This is a genomic window from Mesorhizobium sp. M1273, from assembly GCF_040318195.1.
In the GTDB taxonomy this organism is placed as follows: domain Bacteria; phylum Pseudomonadota; class Alphaproteobacteria; order Rhizobiales; family Rhizobiaceae; genus Mesorhizobium.
This window is the reverse complement of record NZ_JAMYLV010000013.1, coordinates 27,975-43,566: the sequence shown is the minus strand read 5'-3', so window position 1 is coordinate 43,566 and position 15,592 is coordinate 27,975. Positions and strand designations below refer to the sequence as shown.

Genomic DNA, 15,592 nt, shown 5'->3' with positions numbered 1-15,592 from the left:
AGAATGAAAGCCGAACCCGACGCTTCGGGCGCAAGCGCTGCCGAAAGCCCGGATCCGCGCGTCGAGGCGCGGGCGGATGCGCATCTGATGCGTTCGCTGCTCGTCGGCATCTTCATCCTCATGGCGATCTACGCGCTTTACTTCGCCCGCGCCTTCTTCATGCCGGTCATTCTGGCTTTCCTGCTGGCGCTGACGCTGACGCCGATCGTTCGCTTCCTGCGCAAGCATGGCATGCCCGATGTCATTTCAGCGACACTGCTGGTGCTGCTTTCGTTCTGCCTCGTCGCCGTCGCGGGATATCTGCTCAGCGGCCCGGTCATCGACCTCATCAACAACACCTCGACGATCGGCCAGCAGCTTACCGAACGTCTGGCACAACTGCGCCGTCCGTTCGAACGGATCGTGGAGATTTCGCGCCAGATCGAGGGCCTGACACAGACATCCCAGGAGCCGGGCGTTCAGAGGGTGGCGACGGCGCCATCCGGTATTCTCTCGCAGGCCGCCGGCAATGTGCTGTCGGCCGGCGCCAGCGTTACCATCGTCTTCGTCCTGTCGCTGTTCCTGCTCGCCTCGGGCACGATGTTCTATGAAAAGATCGTCCAGTCCTTCCCCAGTCTCAGCGAAAAGAAGCGGGCGCTGCGCGTCGTCTACGACGTAGAACGTGAAATCTCGCATTATCTGCTTACTGTCACGGTCATCAATACATGTCTCGGCGTGGTCATCGGGCTCGGCCTGTGGGCGCTCGGCGTGCCCAACGCGCAGGTCTGGGGCGCGGCAGCGGCTCTGCTCAATTTCCTGCCCTATATCGGGGCGCTGACCACCATCACGCTGGTTACGATCATCGCGCTGATAAGCTTCGACACGATTTCCTATGCGCTGCTGGCGCCGGCCTTCGTCCTTATGTGCGATGTCGTCGAAGGCCAGTTCGTGACGCCGACGGTGGTCGGGCGCCGTCTCGAAATCAACGCAGTGGCGATCCTCATCGCCATCGCCTTCTGGTCGTGGCTGTGGGGTTTCGTCGGCGCGCTGCTGGCGGTGCCGCTGCTGGTCGTCATCAAGGTGTTCTGCGATCATTTCGACGGTCTCAGCCATGTCGGCAATTTCCTGGCGGCGCAGCACACGGCAGCGATCGAGGACGAAGAAATTGACGAGGCGAAAAAGTAGCGGCTTAAAGGGTCAAAAGCGCCCCCGATTGGTGCGGATCACGACCTTGCATCGGTCGCACGTCCGTTGTGCCCTCAGCGCTCCATCAACATTTTGAATTTGCCGCCTCGGCAACGGCTTCCTACATCCCTTCGGCCCACAGGAAACCCGCGCCGATGACCGTTCTTTCCGTTCTCGACCTGTCGCCGATCGTCGAAGGCAGCAACGCTTCACAGTCACTCGCCAATTCGCTCGATCTCGCCCGTCATGCCGAGCGGCTGGGTTACCGGCGCTATTGGCTGGCAGAGCACCACAATATGCCGGGCATCGCCAGCGCCGCCACCTCGGTGGTCATTGCCCATGTGGCCGGCGGCACCAATACGATACGCGTCGGCGCCGGCGGCATCATGCTGCCCAATCATTCCCCGCTGGTCATCGCCGAGCAGTTCGGTACGCTTAACGCTCTGCATCCTGGCCGCATCGATCTCGGCCTCGGCCGGGCGCCCGGCACCGACATGGCCACGGCACGGGCGCTGCGCCGTAACCTCGACGCTGGCGCCGACAATTTCCCGCAGGACGTCATCGAGCTGATGGGTTACTTGCAGCCGGCCGAAGACGGCCAACGCATCCGCGCGGTGCCCGGCGAAGGCGAAAAGGTGCCGATCTGGATTCTCGGTTCCAGCCTCTACGGCGCGCAGCTTGCCGCCATGCTCGGCCTGCCCTACGCTTTCGCTTCGCATTTTGCGCCGGCCGAGCTCGACCATGCTCTGGAGATCTACCGCTCGCGTTTCCAGCCTTCGGAGCAGCTCGACAAGCCTTATGTGATGCTCGGCCTCAACGTCTTCGCCGCTCCTTCCGATGCCCAGGCGCGGTTGTTGTTCACCTCGCTGCAGCAGGCCTTCGTCAATCTGCGCACCGGCCGGCCCGGCCGATTGCCGCCGCCGGTCGAAGGATATGAGCGCGACCTCGACCCTATGGCCAAGACCATGCTCGGCCAGGCGCTTTCCTGCGCCGTCGTCGGCTCTCCCGAAAGAGTCAGGCAAGGCATCGAGGCGTTTGTGCGCCGCACAGGGGCCGACGAGCTGATGGTCACAGCGCAGATTTTCGACCATGCGGCGCGGGTGCGCTCGTTCGAGATCCTGGCCGACGCTCACAAATCGCTGTCGGAAGCTGCCTGAGAGTTGGTTCGCCACTTGCCTCTGCTGCGGGCAAGGCCGGCCTTAGGCAGGGAACATCGCGAACAGGTGTGCGAAGACATCGCGAACATTTCGCGCGTTTTGCGCGGAGCTTTTCGATCCGTCATGCTCGTCCGTTAGCGGGAAACGCGGCGTCCACTAAATGACGATCACCTTGGTGCCAATTGTGGCGCGGTCATAGAGATCGATGATGTCCTGGTTCATGAGGCGAATGCAGCCCGCAGACACGGCTTTGCCGATGGACCACCATTCGGGGCTACCGTGCAGGCGATATCCAGTGTCACCTTTCTCGTTAAAAAGATAGAGCGCCCGCGCCCCGAGCGGGTTCATGAGTCCGCCCTCCATATGGGCCGGTATGATGCGGCCTCGCTTCTGCTCGCGCACGATCATCGCAGACGGCGCGCTCCAATCCGGCCATTCGCGCTTCCTCGCAACGTGAGCAGTGCCATGCCACTCGAAGCCCGCCTTGCCGACGCCGATGCCGTAGCGCAGTGCCTGACCGTCTCCCAGCACGTAGTAGAGGAACTTCGCTCCTGTATCGACAATGATGGTGCCCGGCGCCTCATCAGTCGCATAAGGCACTGTCTGCCGATGGAACTTTTGGTCAACCTTGTAGATCGGAACCGGCGGAACGCGAAAACCGGCGTCGGTGAGGCCGCCATAGGCCTGGGGAAAGGTCTGTAACGCTCCGCCGGTGGTGCAGCCGGAGAATGCGACCATCCCAGCAAGTCCCAGCCCGATTAGGATCGATTTCACGCGCATGACTCAAGCCGGCGCCCGTGTGAACGATCAGTCGCATCTCGTCATATTCCTAAACCGACATGCTTCGATTGCCAAGATTTTCCTGACTGTCGGCTGGCTGATTGTTGGCCACTTGGCTCGATCGGCGCCGCGTCTTTCAATTGCTCGGTTTTCGAAAGACGAACGCCCGTAGTGGCTGCGAAGGCCCGGGATCGGCAGGACAGAGGGAGCGCTGTCCGTCCGGCATTGCAAAGTTTCTGAACAGAGCCCAAGCGCTACGCGCTGACGCTCTGCGCAGTTGCACCTAGCGGACGGCATGAATTGCGGATCATCAAGCGTCCCTTGAGCGTCAGCTTGCGCGGCGGCGCATCCCTGTTTCCGGCGAGCCGGTCGAGCAGCAGATTGGCCGCCTGTTCGCCAATCGCCTGCACCGGCTGTGCGACCGTGGTCAATTGCGGCCGGAACACATCCGACCACGGAAAGTCGTCGAAGCAGGCGACCGAAATATCCTCCGGACAGGACAGGCCGATATCGCGAATGGCCTTCATGGTGCCGATCACCATCGGGTTGTTGGCCGAAAAGATGGCGCTCGGCCGGTCGTGCAGCGAAAGCAGCTGCATGGTGGCGTTGTAGCCGTCGACTTCATGGAAGTTGCCGAAGCGGACGAGTTCGGCCTCGGCCGGCAGGCCGGCGGCCTGGAGGGCCTCGCGGTATCCCGCCATGCGGTCATGCATCGGCGAGATATCGAACGAGCCGGAGATGTAGCCGATGCGCCGATGGCCGAGATCGATCAGGTAATTGATGGCGTCGAACACCGCGCGCTGATTGTCGAGAACGACGGCATCGGTGTCGACACCCTGGCAAACACGGTCGAGCAGCACGACCGGCACATTGGCGTCGTCGACAATCCGTTTGAGGATCGCGCCGTCACCGACACGCGCGACGATCAGTCCGTCGACCATGCGGTCGAGCAACAGCCTGATCTGGTCGTCCTGCGTGTTCAGGTGCTCGTCGGTGCAGCACAGCATGACGGCGTAGCCGGCCCGGTCGAAAGCCTGCTGGATAACCGAAACCACGTCGGTAAAGAACGGATTGGTGATGTGTGGGACGGTGAGCCCGATGGTGCGTGTGGTGCCCATCTTCAGGCTGCGGGCGATGGCGTTGCGCTTATAGCCAATGTCGCGGATCGCCTGTTCGATGCGCTGGCTGAGCTCGGGGCTGACGGTCGCGGTGCCGTTGATCAGCGCCGATACGGTGGCCACGGAAACACGCGCGGCCTCGGCCACATGAAGCATAGTCGGAGCAGTGAATTTGCGCTGCTTTTTTCGTCCTGACGCTGTCATTTTCGAAACGTTTCACCACTCCACGGTAGCAATACGTACGGAATCTTATGATTTTGCGCAAGAATTGAAATGGAACAATCTCAGGCTCCAGATATTGCCTTGACATGATCGAAACGTTTAGATTAGCGTTTGAGGTGTTCCGTGACGACGGAGGGAGGCCGTCCTTGTCATGCAGCACGGCAATTCCATCCCTGCGCAAGGCGCTACGGCGGACGGCTCGGCTATCGTAGTGAGCGCCGAGCACATCTCCAAGTCCTTCGGCGGTATCGCCGCGCTCGTCGATGTCGGCTTCGAACTGCGGCGCGGCGAGGTCCATGCGCTGATGGGCGAGAACGGCGCCGGCAAGTCAACGCTGATGAAGATCCTGTCCGGCGTCTATACGGACTATAACGGAACGGTCAGTATCGATGGCTATCCGGTGCGCTTTGCCGGCGTCCGCGAAGCCGAGCGCGCCGGCATCGCCATCATCCACCAGGAGCTGAACCTCGTTCCCGAACTTAGCGTCGCCGACAATATCTTTCTCGGCCGCGAGAAGCTGATCGCCGGGCTGATCGTCGACCGCAAGGCGAGCAGCCGCGCTGCCGGCGCGCTCTTGCAAAGGCTCGGCATCGAGCTCGACCCGGATGCGCGCGTCGGTGCCTTGCGCGTCGGCGAACAGCAGCTGGTCGAGATCGCCAAGGCGCTGTCGATGTCGGCGCGCATTCTGATCATGGACGAGCCGACCTCGGCGCTTTCGCCGGCCGAATGCCAGCGGCTGTTCCGCATCATCCGCCAGCTCGCCGACAGCGGCGTGGCGATCGTCTACATTTCGCACCGCATCGACGAGGTCATGCATCTGGCCAGCCGCGTCACCGTGTTTCGCGATGGACGCCACGTCCTGACGCGGGCGATGGACAAGCTCGACGAAGACGCCATAATTTCGGCGATGGTCGGGCGAAACCTGCTTGCTTCCTCCCAGGAGCACCGCATCCCCGGTGGCAACACGGTCCTGTCCGTAAGCGAGCTGTCGCTGTCGAAGCCCAATCGCCATGGTTGGCGCACCGTGCTCGATGGCGTCAGCTTCGATCTTGCCGCAGGAGAAATCCTCGGTATCGGCGGGCTGCTGGGCTCGGGCCGTACTGAAATCCTGGAAACCATCTTCGGGTCCAGCGGCGGACGTGCCGGCGGTGAGATCAGGCTCGATGGCGAGGCAGTAGAAATCCGTTCGCCGCGCGATGCGCGCCGGCTCGGCATCGCTCTGGTCACGGAAGACCGCAAGACGCAAGGCCTGCATCTCGAGGCCTCGATCACCGACAATGTCGCGCTGCCGCTGGTCGGCGCGCTGGCGCGGTTCGGCGTGCGCTCGCTGGCCGGTGAGCAAGGGCTGGCACGGGACGCCGTCAAGGCGCTCGGCATTCGCTGCGAGACCGTCGAGCAGCCGGCGGGCACGCTGTCCGGCGGCAACCAGCAGAAGGTCGTCATCGGCAAATGGCTAGCGACGAGGCCGCGGGTGCTGCTGCTCGACGAGCCGACACGCGGCATCGATGTCGGTGCCAAGCGGGAAATCTACGATCTCATCTTCAAGCTGGCGCGAGACGGGCTGGCGATCGCCGTGATCAGCTCGGAATTGCCGGAGCTGCTGCATCTTTCCGACCGTATCCTGGTCATGGCCGACGGCCGCCAGACGGGAATCCTGTCCCGCGCGCAAGCCAGCGAGGAGGCCATCATGCGGCTTGCGGCGCCGCGACGGACGATGACGAGGCCTGCCGCATGAGCATTTTGCATATCCTGTCCCGGACGAAGCTCTATTGGGGCCTGATCGCCATCTTCCTGATCGGCGTGCTCGGCTCGCCGATCAGCTCCAAGGGCAACAACATCTTCCTGTCCTACGGCAACCTGCTCGATGTGCTGCGCCAGGTGTCGACCACCGGGCTGATTGCCACCGGCATGACTGCGGTGATCATCACCGGCGGTATCGACCTTTCCGTCGGCTCGCTGATGGCTATCTGCACGGTCGTCTGTGCCATGCTGCTGACGGTCCCCGGCGTGACGCCGGCGGTGGTGCTGGGGGTGCCGACAGTTGCCCTGGCAGCCCTTTGCCTCGGCATTCTCGTCACTCGTTTCATCCTGCTGAACATCGAAAAATCCCGCGCCGGCGCGCAGGCCACGCACGACATCAGGTTGGACAGCGTTCGCGGGCTGGTGACGCCCGGCATTGTCGGGGTGATCCTGTGCAGTCTGGTGCTGTGGTTCCTGCTGCCGCAGGTGGGCTCAAAATTCGGCGTGCTCGGCGTGCTGCTGGTGGCGCCTTGCGTCGGCCTGCTGTTCGGCGCGCTCAACGGCTTCATCATCGTCGCCGGGCGGCTGCAGCCCTTCATCGTGACGCTGGCGATGATGGTCACTGCGCTCGGCATCGCCCGGCTGACAGCCGGCCAGAACAATGCGGTGCTGCCGGTCTACACCGGCTCGAATGCCACCGCCGATTTCGAAATGCTGCGCACTCTGGTATTCGGCGTGATCCCGATGCCGGGCCTGTTCTTCCTCGGCGCCATCCTGATCTACGGCGCCGTGCTGCGCTTCACCCCGTTCGGCCGCTATGTCTATGCGATCGGCGGCAATGAGGAGGCGGCGCGGCTGTCGGGCATCGCCGCCGGCCGCGTGAAGATCGCCACCTATGCCGTGTCAGGGCTGCTGGCCGGCATCGCGGCGGTGCTCTATGTCGCGCAGTACCGGCAAGGCAAGCCGGACGCCGGCGCCGGGCTGGAGCTCGACGCGATTGCCGCCGTGGTCATCGGTGGCACCAGCCTGATGGGCGGACGCGGCAGCCTGACCGGGACGTTCTGCGGCGTGCTGATCTTCGGGCTGCTCTCGAACATCCTGCAGCTGCACAACATCAATTCGAACCTTCAGCTGGTGCTGAAGGGGATGATCATCATCGGTACCGTGCTCGTACAGGAGCGCAGTGCCGGTGATCTTCTCTTCTATCTGCGACTGCCCGGTGGGCAAGCGCACAAGGAAACGGCCGCGGCAAAGCGGCCGTCGCAAGAGACCGCGTCTCTGAATATTGGAGGAAACAAGAAATGAAACGACGTGAATTGTTGAAGCTCGCCGGGCTGACAGCGGCACTCCTGACCACGACCGCCATGCTTGCCGGCGGCGCCCATGCGCAGGACAAGAAGTGGAAGATCGGCTTCTCGCAGGTGACGACCATCGAACCCTGGCGGGCTCAGTTCAACAAGGACATCCTGGCCGAAGCGGCCAAGCATCCGGAAGTCGAGCTGATCATCACCGACGGCGAGGACAAGACCGAGAAGCAGGTCGCCGATGTCGAAAACCTTATCCGTCAGGAGGTCGATGCGCTCTTGGTATCACCGAAAGAATCCGCCGGCCTGACCGGTGTCGTGCAGCAGGCGATCGATGCCAAGATCCCCGTCTTCGTGCTCGACCGCAACGTCGAAACCAACGACTACACGCAGTTCGTCGGCGGCGACAACAAGCTGATCGGCCGGGCTGCCGGTGAATATGCCGTCGAGCTGCTTGGCGGCAAGGGCAAGGCCGCCGGCAACGTCGTCGAGATCTGGGGCGGCATGGGCACCCAGCCGGCACACGACCGCCATGACGGCTTCCATGAATTCACCGACAAGGAGCCGGGCATAAAATACCTGCTCGACCAGCAGTCGGGCGATTGGAAGCAGGACCAGGCCTACAACATCATGGCGACGGCGTTGCGCAACAACGAGAAAATCGATCTCGTCTACGGCCACAATGATCCGATGGCCTATGGCGCCTATCTTGCCGCCAAGGACGTCGGACGTGAGAAGGACATCAAGTTCATCGGCATCGACGGCCTGCCCAATGAAGGCGTGCAGCTGGTCGCCAATGGCGAGCTGACGGCGACGTTCACTTATGTGACGCCGGGCGCCGAAGGGCTGCGGCAGGCGATCAAGTTCCTGAACGGGGAGAAGGTGGAAAAGACCATCACCCTGCCGACGCAGAAGATCACCAAGGAAAATGCCGCCCAGATCCTGAAGGACAACGGCCTCTGAGACGAGGCTTTCCTGCCGGGCGTTCAGCGCCCGGCAGGAACAACAACCAAATGCCGGCAGGCAGCAGCTCAAGCCAGCTTGGCCAGTAGCTTCATGAAAATGGCCGCTTCCTTGGCGGAAAGCGGCGCCAGCGTTTCCTGCGTAATCTCACGGGCAAGCGGAATCAGCCGCTCGATCGCGTCGCGCCCCTCGGCGGTCAGATTGACCAGCAGGCGCCGTTTGTCGACTTCGTGTTTGCTAAGTTCGACAAAGCCACGCGCTTTCAGCCGGTCGATGACGCCCTTCACGGTCGCCGCATCCATGGCGATCAGGCTGCCAAGCTGGTTCTGCGAGGTCTCGCCGACGTCGTGCAATTTGGCCAAAGCGGCAAATTGCGGCGGCGTCAGATCGGCGATGTGTGCGGCGAAGATCGAGACATGGCGCTGATGCGCCTTGCGCAGGATGAAGCCGACCTGCTCCTGCAAGCGATAGTCGTTTTCGTCAGGCTCCTCGGCCTCGACCAGCTTGAGCAGATTGTCCTCGGCGCTCACCGCAGCCCATCCCATGCCTTAATGTCCTTGGCCGCCAGCCCACCCATGCGGTCGTGCACGCGCGGGCCGCAGGTCATGGCGAGGCAAAACAGGATCTCGTCGGGACGGGGGCCATCGCTGATGCCGATTTCCATGGCATCGAAATGGCTGCGCACATAGGCGGCGTTGATGTGGCCGAGCGGCACATCGAGCCGCGCGCCGAAGCCGCCGACCTTCTTCGCCGAGGGCACGATCGCCTTGGCGTCGCCGAGCCGTTCGCGCATGGCATAGCCGCCCGGCACATGCCACAGCGCGCCATGCTCCAGCTCGCCCGCCATGCCGACGATGGCGCCCTTGCCGTAACCGTCGATCTGTTTGACGTCGCCGCCCAATGCGGCAACAAGCCTGTCGGAGAGCAGCAGCCCGAGCGGCTTCAAATCCTCCATGGCGCTCTGCAGTTCCTCGACGTAACGGCCGGCGAACGGGTTCTTGACCACGGCCATGGCCGCCGCGCGGCGTCGCGGCACCTTCGCCACCGGCCCGCCTTCGTGAAAAATCTCTTCGGTCAGCACGGCGATCTTGCGGATCGGAAACTCAGGCATGAGCAATTTCCCTCTCTAAAACCTTATTGGCGAGTGCCATCGGACCTGCGATGCGTGCCTGACCGCCGAGGAAAAGCGCCGCGGCGGCAATCAGGCCGCGCCGCCGAAACTCCTCGGCACCGGCAAATCCACCTTCCAGTGCAATATCGATTTCAAGGGCGGAAAGCGGCCCCACGCCCTGCGTCACCAAACGGTCGCCGAGATCGCTGTCAGGTGCGAGATCGCGCGCCCGAACGCGCCTAACGGCCGGATGACCGGGCAGGTCGACGGCGTTGGCGATCAAGGTCGCGGCGGCATCGGCTTCAGCACCCGTTCGCGCCAGCACCGTGACCGCGTCGGCGATGCCCAGCGAAAAGGAGCGGCCGCGCCAGCCGCTTGTCGCGACACCGCGGATCCCGTCTTCGGGGCGGATCGTGAGACGATCTGCCAACCCATGACCTGTCCCGGCAATGGCAAGCGTCATCGACTGCCCGTGGCCGAGATAGATCGCGCTGTCGCCGCCATTGTTGACATAGGCGCGCTCGAGCCGGCGGCCGGCAAGCAGCGCGCCAAGCACTTCGTCGGCTACCGAGCCGGCGACGGCCGCCATCGGTGTGATGAATTGTTTCGCTAGCGGAACGACTGCCGCTTCCATGCGGCGCGCCGTCGGGCCAGCGAAAGCACGTGGCCGCGAGGCGGCCGGGCGCCGCAGTTCCGGCAACTCTTCGACCAGTTCGGGCAGGATTGTCTGGAAGCGCGCCACTGCCTGGCGATATGCGGCGCTGCATTCACTCGCCTCGCCGAATGCCTCGACGATCAGGTCGATCGGCCCATGATTGAGGTGAAGCCTCCGGCCGTCCTCGAGCCAATGCGCCTGCGGGCCGTTCATCGCCCGGCCCCGTTTGCGGCCGCGCGACGCAACTGCGCCAGCGGCGGCCAGGGATTGTCACGGGGTGCGGCCGTGCCGCGGCGCGGATTGAGATATTCGCCGCCCTTGGCCAGGATATCGTCGACGCTGCGGATTTCGCCTTCGTAGCCGCCAAGCCTGACATAATCGTCGCGGCGCATGGTGAACTCGATCGGCGCCACCAGCGCCGGGGTCGGCACATAGCCGAAGGCGCCTTCCGGGACGCGGGTGACGTCGACCATCAGCGTGATGCCGCCGCCCGGCCAGACATAGACCGGCGCGCCGCCGACCGTCACATAGGTCGTCAAGCCCTGCACCGAGCGGGTCAGATTGACCGGGTTCTCGGTGACGCCGGCGCGCAGCGAGCCGCCGGCGCCGCCGACGAAAAGCACGGTGCAGAGCGCCGGCTCGCAATTGTCCTCGATCAGTTCGACCGACTTCCGCAGCCGCTCCGGGAACGGTTTCTGGACCGGCTTCAGTTCGTCGTCGAGCTCGTAATAGGCGAATTGCTCGCCGGTGGTCGAGACCATCAGCAGCGACATGCCGGGGCGCGCACCCTTTTTGGCGTTCCATTCACCAAGGATCGACAGCGGGTCGGAAATGCTGGTGCCGCCCCAGCCGAGGCCGGGCTCCGACACCTTGAAATAACGGCCCGGCGTCGAACGGCGGCCGATGATCTTGATGCCGGTATCCTGCCAGCCAAGCACCTTGCCGGCCTGATGCTCGGAGACGACGCCGGTGATGTGGTCATCGACCACCACCACCTCGTCGACAAGGCCGCGCCATTGGGTCGCGAACATGCCTATGGTAGCCGAACCGCAGCCGACGCGCATGCGCTGCTCGAGCTTGCCGTCGATGACCGGCGGCTTGCCGGCTTCGACGATGACGGTGGCGCCGCCGTCGATGACGAGTTCAACCGGTTTGCGGTTGCACAGGGCGAGCATGGCGTCGCAGGTGGCGCGCCCTTCAGCCTTCGAGCCGCCGGTCAAATGATGTACGCCGCCCAGCGACAGCATCTGCGAGCCGTATTCGCCGGTCGTGACATGGCCGATCGCCTCTCCTTGGGCACGGACCGTCGCCGTTTCGGGGCCGATATGACGGTCGGTGTCGATCTTCACCTTGACGCCGCAATAGGAGAAGATGCCCTCGGTGACGACGGTGACCAGATCGACGCCCTCGACCTCCTGGCTGACGATGAAGGGCGCCGGCTTGTAATCGGGATAGGTGGTGCCGGCGCCGATGGCGGTGACGAAGCGGCGGCCGGTGTTGACCAGTTCGCCGTCCCATGTCTCGCCTTCTTCGGCAAAGGGTACGATTGCGGCGCCGGTCTCGGCCGCGTGGTCGAGGATGGTCAGTGGATCCATCCGCACGATCCTGCCGCCAACATTGCCGTAGCGGTCGCAGGCGCCGGTGCGGCTTTCGGCGATGTAGCACATGACCGGACAGGCATCGCAGCGGATCTTCTCGGCCACCAGCTTCTCGCCGGGATCGTGTGTCTCGAAGCGTTCGGCAAGCTCGCTCATCGGCGCGCCTCCTTGTCGAGGATGGCGGCGCGAATGCGGGTCGGCGTCGCCGGAATTTTGGTGACCAGCACACCGGTGGCGTGGCGGATGGCGTTGAGGATCGCCGGCGCCGTCGGGATCAGCACATGCTCGCCCAAACCCTTGGCGCCGAAGGGTCCTTCCGGATCCGGAACTTCTATCAGGATGGTCTCGATCGGTGGCACGTCGCCGATCGTCGGGATCAGATAGTCGTGCAGGTTTTCGGTGCGGCCGGGGATATATTCTTCCATCAGCGCCATGCCGATGCCCTGGGCGATGCCACCCTCGATCTGGCCCTCTGCCAGTAAAGGGTTGATGGCCTTGCCGATATCGTGCGCGGCGGTGATTTTTATAAGCTTCACGGTGCCGAGCCTGAGGTCGACTTCCAGTTCGGCGATCTGGGCGCCATAGCCATAGACGGCATAAGGCTTGCCTTGGCCCTTGGCATCGAGCGGCAGCGTCGGCGGGTCATAGCTTTCCTCGGCACGGAAGACAAAGCCTTCGGCGTCTGCCTTCAGCGAGGAAAGATCGATGCGGCGCGTCGCTTCGCCTTCCCCGATGCTCAGACTTGTGCCGTCCAGCGCAATCGCCGCCTTTTCCGAGACATTGGCGAAATGCAAGATCTCATCGCGCAAGGCGCGGCCGGCCTTTTCGGCGGCCTTGCCGGTGACGAAGGTCTGGCGCGAGGCCGACGTCTTGCCGGCGTCGGGGGTGATCGCCGTGTCGGCGCCTTTCAGCCGCAGCTTTTCAAGCGGAAGACCCAACGCGTCGGCGCAGATCTGCGCGATGACAGTGTTCGAACCTTGCCCGATATCGACCGCCCCCTGATGCAGGACGACTTCGCCCGATGCCGAGATGCCGACCTTGATGGTCGACGGATTGGGCAGCGAGGTGTTGCCGCAACCGTACCAGCAAGAGGCGACGCCGACGCCGCGTTTTTTTTCGCCGCTGCTACGGGCGTTGAACGCGTCGGCGTCAGTTAGGGCACGCCGCCAATGTGAGCGCAGGGCCTCGAGGCAGTCGGCGATGCCGACGCCCGACTCGAGCCGCTGGCCGGTGACTGTTTCGGATCCGTTCCGAAGGCAGTTCTTCAGGCGAAAGTCGAGCCGATCCATGCCGAGCTTGTCGGCCAGGTCGTCATAGAGGGTCTCCTGCATGATCGTCGCCTGCGGCACGCCGAAACCGCGAAAGGCGCCGGCAATCGGGCCATTGGTGTGGATGGCGCGGCCTTCGGCCCGATAGTTCGGCGTCGCATAGGGGCCGGAGGCGTGCACCGGCACGCGGTTGGCGACCGTCGGCCCCCAGCTGGCATAGGCGCCGGTGTTGAAATCGCCGGCGAAGACCATGCCGGTGATGCGGCCGTCGGCATCGGCGCCGATGCTCGCTCTCATCTGAGCGGGATGGCGCTTGGTGGTCGAGATCATCGATTCGGTGCGGCTGTAGGCGAGCGCCGCCGGCCGGCCGGTTTTCATGGCGACGAGGCCGATGAGCGGTTGCAGCGAGACGTCGAGCTTGGAGCCGAAGCCGCCGCCGGTGGCGGTCGGCACGATGCGCACCTGTTCCGGGGCAAGGCCGAGCACTTTTGCCGTGTCGTCACGGTCCATATAGGGCGCCTGCGTGCAGGCGACGACGACCAGCGTGTCGCCGTCCATGAAGGCATAGCCGGCTTCCGGTTCGATATAGGCGTGCTCGACATAGGAAGTGTGGATGGCGCCGGAAACGGCGAAAGCCGCACCGGCGAGCGCGGCTTCGGGGTCGCCACGCTCCACGAAGCCGGAGGTGAGCAGGTTCGAGGGCCGGTTTTCATGGACTAGTTGCGCACCGCCGGCCTGCGCTTCGCCAGTTTCCAGAAAATGCGGCAACTCGGTCCAACTGACAGGGAAATCGGCTAGGTCGAGATCGAGGATAGCCTCGCGTTCGCCGGCGACCAGCGCCACCGCCTCACCGCGAAAGCGCGAAACCCCTTCGGCCAGCGCCGGCTGGTCGGCGAAGGGCGCGATGACGCCGAAACAATTCTTTCCCGGAATGTCGGCGGCGGTGAAGACGCCGGCAATGCCAGGACGGGATTTCACCCAGCTGCCGAGATCGCCAAAAGTGAAAGCGGCATGATAATGCGGCGAGCGGACCACCAACACCGACAATGCGTCGGCCGGGAATGAATCACCGCCGAATTTTTCGCCGCCAGTGACTTTCGGAAGGCCATCGAGGCGGATCGGGGAGGAGCCGACGGCATGGCCAGAGGATGGCATGCGCTGATCGAGACCGTCGGCGTGGCGCCAAGCATCCATCACCGCGGCGACGATCTTGCGGTAGCCGGTACAGCGGCAGAGCACGCCGCCCAGTGCATCCTGCGTTTCGGCCTCGCTCGGGCAAGGCGTCCTGTCCAGGAGTGCCGTTGCCGCGACCAGCAGGCCGGGCGTGCAGGCGCCGCATTGCGCTGCGCCATGGCTGAGGAACGAAGCCTGCAGCGCCGACAACCGGCCATTGGCGAGGCCTTCGACGGTCGTCACCACGGTGCCGGAGGCGGAAGCCGCGGGCATCAGGCAGGCGCAGACCGGCTCGCCGTCGACCAGCACCGTGCAGGCGCCGCAATCGCCGGCATCGCAGCCGATCTTGGTGCCGGTCAGCCGCAGTTCGTCGCGCAACACCGCGGACAGCCGCCGCACCGGCGGCACGCAAACGCTGACGGCGGCGCCGTTGACTTCGAAGGCGATGTCGGCGCGCTCCATGTCCATCAGGCCGCCGCCCTTTCGTCGGGAACAGCGCCCATCGCACCAAGCACGGCGCGGGCGACGATCTCGCGCGCAGCGTCCAGCCGATATTCGGCGCTGCCGCGCACGTCGCCGATCGGCGACAGCTCGTCCATCGGTGCGGATTGGATCGCAGTGGCCAGCGCGTGGCCGACGGGCCGGCCGCGTAGCGCCGCCTCGACACCCGCCAGGCGCCTGGCGACAACCGAGCAGGAACCGACGGCGACGGCCGCGTTCCTGACCCTACCATCTTCGACGGCCAGGCGTGCGGCGGCCATGGCGATGGAGATGACGAGATAACGCCGCGCGCCGAGTTTCACGAAGGCGGAGCTGCCGGCGGTCGCGGGTTTGGGAATGCGGATTGCCATGACCATTTCGCCGGGCTGCAGTGCGGTGCGACGGTTGCCGAGGATGAATTCTGCAAGGGGCAGATGCCGGGTCGCCACAGCGGAACGCAGTTCGACTTCGGCATCGAGCACCAGCAGCGGCGGCACGCCGTCGGCGGCCGGCGAGGCGTTGCAGAGATTGCCGGCAATCGAGGCAACGTTCTGGATCTGCACCGAGCCGACTTCCCGCGCCGCCTGCTTCAGCGCGTCGAAAGCCGCCGGCAGAGGATGGCGGACGAGATCGGTCCAGGTGGTGCGCGCGCCGACGAGCCAATGGTTTTCGGCTTCGGCAATGCCGCGCAATGCCACCAGGCCATTGATATCGAGGACATTGTCGCGGAAAGGCTTGCTGCCCTGTGCCGGATAGAAGTCGGTGCCGCCGGCGAGGATGCGCCATTGCCCTTCGCCCAGCAAAGCGAGGGCGTCGTCGACCGTGGTGGGTTTTGCGTAACGGATCACGCTTTGCCTTC

At 64.2% G+C, this 15,592-nt stretch carries 13 protein-coding genes; 5 read left to right on the top strand and 8 right to left on the bottom strand.

Annotation, left to right across the window (positions count from 1 at the left end):
- Positions 1 to 3: 3 nt before the first annotated feature.
- Together NKH30_RS15910 and NKH30_RS15905 are read left to right on the top strand one after the other, a co-directional pair.
- The gene (locus tag NKH30_RS15910; protein ID WP_352970188.1) at positions 4 to 1,164 is read left to right on the top strand and encodes an AI-2E family transporter; all 1,161 of its coding nucleotides are present in this window, start codon (positions 4 to 6) and stop codon (positions 1,162 to 1,164) included.
- A gap of 155 nt (positions 1,165 to 1,319) precedes the next feature.
- On the top strand, positions 1,320 to 2,321 hold the full coding sequence (locus NKH30_RS15905) for an LLM class flavin-dependent oxidoreductase (protein ID WP_352970190.1): 1,002 nt from the start codon (positions 1,320 to 1,322) through the stop codon (positions 2,319 to 2,321).
- Positions 2,322 to 2,477: 156 nt separating this feature from the next.
- On the opposite strand, the gene NKH30_RS15900 is transcribed toward NKH30_RS15905, so the two are convergent.
- A complete protein-coding gene (locus NKH30_RS15900) occupies positions 2,478 to 3,101 on the bottom strand; it encodes a L,D-transpeptidase (RefSeq protein WP_352472366.1) in 624 nt (207 codons plus the stop codon).
- 254 nt (positions 3,102 to 3,355) lie between these two features.
- Positions 3,356 to 4,375: a LacI family DNA-binding transcriptional regulator gene (locus NKH30_RS15895; RefSeq protein ID WP_352970192.1), complete on the bottom strand. Its 1,020-nt coding sequence runs from the start codon at positions 4,373 to 4,375 to the stop codon at positions 3,356 to 3,358.
- A 217-nt stretch (positions 4,376 to 4,592) separates the two neighbouring features.
- Here NKH30_RS15895 and NKH30_RS15890 point away from each other — a divergent pair, with 217 nt between their 5' ends.
- From NKH30_RS15890 to NKH30_RS15880, 3 genes are read left to right on the top strand one after another with little or no spacing between them, the layout of a single operon-like run.
- The gene (locus tag NKH30_RS15890) at positions 4,593 to 6,176 is read left to right on the top strand and encodes a sugar ABC transporter ATP-binding protein (RefSeq protein WP_352568535.1); all 1,584 of its coding nucleotides are present in this window, start codon (positions 4,593 to 4,595) and stop codon (positions 6,174 to 6,176) included.
- A complete protein-coding gene (locus tag NKH30_RS15885; RefSeq protein ID WP_352568536.1) occupies positions 6,173 to 7,486 on the top strand; it encodes an ABC transporter permease in 1,314 nt (437 codons plus the stop codon). The genes NKH30_RS15890 and NKH30_RS15885 overlap by 4 nt, the downstream gene beginning before the upstream one ends.
- A complete protein-coding gene (locus NKH30_RS15880) occupies positions 7,483 to 8,448 on the top strand; it encodes a substrate-binding domain-containing protein (protein WP_254815861.1) in 966 nt (321 codons plus the stop codon). Before NKH30_RS15885 ends, NKH30_RS15880 begins: the two co-directional genes overlap by 4 nt.
- Positions 8,449 to 8,516: 68 nt before the next feature.
- On the opposite strand, the gene NKH30_RS15875 is transcribed toward NKH30_RS15880, so the two are convergent.
- Genes NKH30_RS15875 through NKH30_RS15850 form a run of 6 tightly spaced genes read right to left on the bottom strand, consistent with a single transcriptional unit; the run spans position 8,517 to position 15,581 of the window.
- On the bottom strand, positions 8,517 to 8,978 hold the full coding sequence (locus tag NKH30_RS15875) for a MarR family winged helix-turn-helix transcriptional regulator (RefSeq protein ID WP_352568575.1): 462 nt from the start codon (positions 8,976 to 8,978) through the stop codon (positions 8,517 to 8,519).
- Positions 8,975 to 9,559, bottom strand: coding sequence for an amino acid synthesis family protein (locus NKH30_RS15870; protein WP_352568537.1), 585 nt, complete (start codon positions 9,557 to 9,559; stop codon positions 8,975 to 8,977). Before NKH30_RS15870 ends, NKH30_RS15875 begins: the two co-directional genes overlap by 4 nt.
- A complete protein-coding gene (locus NKH30_RS15865; RefSeq protein ID WP_352568538.1) occupies positions 9,552 to 10,427 on the bottom strand; it encodes a UPF0280 family protein in 876 nt (291 codons plus the stop codon). The genes NKH30_RS15870 and NKH30_RS15865 overlap by 8 nt, the downstream gene beginning before the upstream one ends.
- Positions 10,424 to 11,968 (bottom strand): hypothetical protein, encoded by a 1,545-nt coding sequence (locus NKH30_RS15860; protein ID WP_023676968.1) that lies wholly within the window; start codon positions 11,966 to 11,968, stop codon positions 10,424 to 10,426. Before NKH30_RS15860 ends, NKH30_RS15865 begins: the two co-directional genes overlap by 4 nt.
- The gene (locus NKH30_RS15855) at positions 11,965 to 14,721 is read right to left on the bottom strand and encodes a molybdopterin-dependent oxidoreductase (protein WP_352996105.1); all 2,757 of its coding nucleotides are present in this window, start codon (positions 14,719 to 14,721) and stop codon (positions 11,965 to 11,967) included. Before NKH30_RS15855 ends, NKH30_RS15860 begins: the two co-directional genes overlap by 4 nt.
- On the bottom strand, positions 14,721 to 15,581 hold the full coding sequence (locus NKH30_RS15850; RefSeq protein ID WP_023676970.1) for an FAD binding domain-containing protein: 861 nt from the start codon (positions 15,579 to 15,581) through the stop codon (positions 14,721 to 14,723). The genes NKH30_RS15855 and NKH30_RS15850 overlap by 1 nt, the downstream gene beginning before the upstream one ends.
- Positions 15,582 to 15,592: the final 11 nt, after the last annotated feature.

What these genes read in the sequence shown, in the direction of transcription:
- NKH30_RS15910 (WP_352970188.1), top strand. Translation starts at nt 4, where the DNA reads ATGAAAGCCGAACCCGACGCTTCGGGCGCAAGCGCTGCCGAAAGCCCG.
- NKH30_RS15905 (WP_352970190.1), top strand. Translation starts at nt 1,320, where the DNA reads ATGACCGTTCTTTCCGTTCTCGACCTGTCGCCGATCGTCGAAGGCAGC.
- NKH30_RS15900 (WP_352472366.1), bottom strand. Translation starts at nt 3,101, where the DNA reads ATGCGCGTGAAATCGATCCTAATCGGGCTGGGACTTGCTGGGATGGTC.
- NKH30_RS15895 (WP_352970192.1), bottom strand. Translation starts at nt 4,375, where the DNA reads ATGCTTCATGTGGCCGAGGCCGCGCGTGTTTCCGTGGCCACCGTATCG.
- NKH30_RS15890 (WP_352568535.1), top strand. Translation starts at nt 4,593, where the DNA reads ATGCAGCACGGCAATTCCATCCCTGCGCAAGGCGCTACGGCGGACGGC.
- NKH30_RS15885 (WP_352568536.1), top strand. Translation starts at nt 6,173, where the DNA reads ATGAGCATTTTGCATATCCTGTCCCGGACGAAGCTCTATTGGGGCCTG.
- NKH30_RS15880 (WP_254815861.1), top strand. Translation starts at nt 7,483, where the DNA reads ATGAAACGACGTGAATTGTTGAAGCTCGCCGGGCTGACAGCGGCACTC.
- NKH30_RS15870 (WP_352568537.1), bottom strand. Translation starts at nt 9,559, where the DNA reads ATGCCTGAGTTTCCGATCCGCAAGATCGCCGTGCTGACCGAAGAGATT.
- NKH30_RS15865 (WP_352568538.1), bottom strand. Translation starts at nt 10,427, where the DNA reads ATGAACGGCCCGCAGGCGCATTGGCTCGAGGACGGCCGGAGGCTTCAC.
- NKH30_RS15860 (WP_023676968.1), bottom strand. Translation starts at nt 11,968, where the DNA reads ATGAGCGAGCTTGCCGAACGCTTCGAGACACACGATCCCGGCGAGAAG.
- NKH30_RS15855 (WP_352996105.1), bottom strand. Translation starts at nt 14,721, where the DNA reads ATGGACATGGAGCGCGCCGACATCGCCTTCGAAGTCAACGGCGCCGCC.